Annotated in this window: 2 protein-coding genes; both read right to left on the bottom strand. The window is 72.9% G+C overall.

The window, feature by feature from the left end:
- Positions 1–1,013, bottom strand: a 1,013-nt coding sequence (locus tag FV222_RS23100) for a glycosyltransferase family 1 protein (protein WP_147815733.1), incomplete at its 3' end; no start/stop codon positions are given.
- Position 1,014: 1 nt separating this feature from the next.
- Positions 1,015–2,397 carry a right-handed parallel beta-helix repeat-containing protein gene (locus FV222_RS23095; protein ID WP_147815732.1) on the bottom strand — a complete coding sequence of 461 codons (1,383 nt, stop codon included), beginning with the start codon at positions 2,395–2,397 and terminating at the stop codon, positions 1,015–1,017.
- Positions 2,398–2,481 lie beyond the last annotated feature (84 nt).

The following is a 2,481-nucleotide window of genomic DNA, read 5'->3' as shown; positions in this document are numbered from 1 at the left end:
ACGTGGGCGCGGGCGCGGGCCGCGTCGAAAGGCAGGCGCCCCTCCACCGCCGCCTGCATCAGGGCGGCGAGGCGCTCGATGCGGTCCGGCGCATCGAGGTCGAAGTAGCTCGCCGCGTCGCCGCCCGATTCGGGGATGGCGGTGACGTTCGAGGCGATCACCGGCGTGCCGAGCGCCAGGCTCTCCAGAACCGGGATGCCCCAGCCCTCGCCGGCGCTCGGGAACACCAGGGCGGCGGCGTTGGCGTAGAGGTCGCCGAGGCCGCGGTCGTCGATTCCGGCCACGTGCACCACGTCCGCCATGGACGAGAGCCGCGCCAGCGTCTCCGGGTTCTCCCCGTCGGGCTTGCCCACCACCACGAGGCGGGCGGCGCCGGGGGTGAGCCGCGCGAAGGCGTCCAGCGTCAGCGCGAGGTTCTTCCGCGGCTCCAGCCGCCCGACCATCATCAGGTAGGGGCGCCCGTCGCGGATCGGCGACCGGGTGATCGCCCCGGTGCGGGGCGGGCTCGTCCCGCAGCGCACCTCGACGATGCGGTCCGGATCGATCCGGTAGGTCCGGGCGATCGAATCGCGGCTGTAGCGCGAGATCGTCACGACGAGGCGGGCGCGCTTGGCACTGATCCGCGTCAGCAGGCGGGTGCGCCAGCGCATGCCGAAGGCGAAGAACGCCGGATGGGTCTCGAACAGGATGTCGTGGACGACGACGACCTGGCGCGCGCCCGGCACCAGCGGCGGGGCGATGTAGGTGGTCAGCAGGGCGTCGATCCGGTCGCGGTGCACGAGCCAGGGCCAGACCGCCAGCAACCGCAGGGCGCGGGGCACACGCGGCAGCCGGACGTGCTCGACGTTTGCGCCCGCAATCATCGTCGCGGCGCGCACGGGGTCGTCGGAATAGATCACGTAGGTGGCGTCCGGGTGGCGCGCGACCGCGCGGCCGACCACGTTGACGAGCCAGGTGCGGCTGCCCTGCATCTTGCCGACGAGGACGTGGGCGTCGATTCCGATCCGGGTCATGTCACGGGCTCCGATAGGCGCCGAAGGTCGGGGCCTCGTTGGGGGCGTAGGGGCGGCCGATCAGGTCGCGCGTCGCACCGAGCGGGATGCCGGGACGCGAAAGCGCACGCGTCAGCGCGAAGCCGTTCGCGAAGGGCTTCGTGGGGTCGGCGAAGGCCGGCGCCTCGGTGAGGTCCGGCGCGGGCGCTCCCAGCGGCAGCGACGCGCCGTCGTCGGTGCGTGCGGCGCCGTAGGCGTAGAGCCAGCCGCCGGGCGCGTGCCGCAGCAGGTTGGGGCCGATGGCGTTGCCGCGGCCGGTGCTCGTCGCCTCGACGACGACAGCGGCGACGCCGCCCCGTGTCGCCACCACGATGTTGTTCAGCACCCGGTTGTCGACCGTGCGGCCGACCTGCTTCGTGTAGTCGCTGGCCAGCACGATCTCGCCCTTGTAGGCGTGCCGCCCGCCGGAATCGGCCATGTTGCCGACGACGGTGTTGTTGGACACGAGGGTCCGTCCGGCGTCGAACAGGTTGATGCCGGCGCCGTCGTTGCCGGTCGTCACGTTGAAGGCGACGAGGTTGTCGTCGCACCACTGATCGACCTGGATGCCGTTGCCGTCCTGGCCCGTCGTCTCCCGCTGCCCGGTGACGACGTTGTAGCGGATGGTGTTGCGGTCGCCCGCGTCCTGCCCCGCATCCTTGGCGTAGACGTGGATGCCCGAGGTGCCCGACATCGAGACGCCGTTGTCGTGGACCCGGTTGCCCTCGACGACGTAGCCCGACCCGTTGATCTCCATCCCGTGGATGCCGCTGCCGGAGACCGTGTTGCTCGCGATGATCGTCGGGTCGTCGGGGGGCGCGTTGATCACGTCCACGGCGATGCCGTGGGTCTTGTTGCCGGTCAGCCGGTTGCCGAGGATGCGGTGCCCCGCCCCGGAGCCGTCGCCGATCCAGATGCCCAGCCCCGAGGCGTCCACCGCCGAATCCCGGACGGTGACGTGGTGGCTGCCCCGGCGCAGGATGAAGCCGGAATTCACCGCCCCCCGCACCGTCAGCCCGGACACGGTGACGTAGGCCGCGTCCTCGAACACCACCGAGTTCGACAGCACCGGCTCGGTGCCGGGCACAGCAGCCACCGTCACCGGCGCCTCGGCGGTGCCGCGGGCGCTGACGACGACCACGCCGTCGAAGCGGCCGCCCTTGACCAGCACCGCGCTGCCGGCCGCCAGGCTCGCGAAGGGCACGGCGGATAGCGCCGCCACCGTCCGGTAGCCGGGCATCGTCGCGCCCGCCGGGTCGACGAGGATGCGCTGCAGGCTGGGGGGCTCCGCCGGCTGGCAGGCGGTGGAGGCCGCCAGCATAGGCAGGAGCGCGACGATCGCCGTCGCCCGGGGGCGGGTTCTCATGCGGCCTCCGCGAAGGCTCGGGCGATGGCGAGGCGCTTGCGGCGCTGGAACAGCCGCCGCCACACCGTCCGCCCGGCGGCCGGG

Origin of the sequence: Methylobacterium sp. WL103, assembly GCF_008039885.1 — a bacterium.
Taxonomy (GTDB): domain Bacteria; phylum Pseudomonadota; class Alphaproteobacteria; order Rhizobiales; family Beijerinckiaceae; genus Methylobacterium; species Methylobacterium cerastii.
The sequence above is the reverse complement of the archived record's forward strand: the minus strand, read 5'-3'. Positions and strand labels throughout refer to the sequence as shown.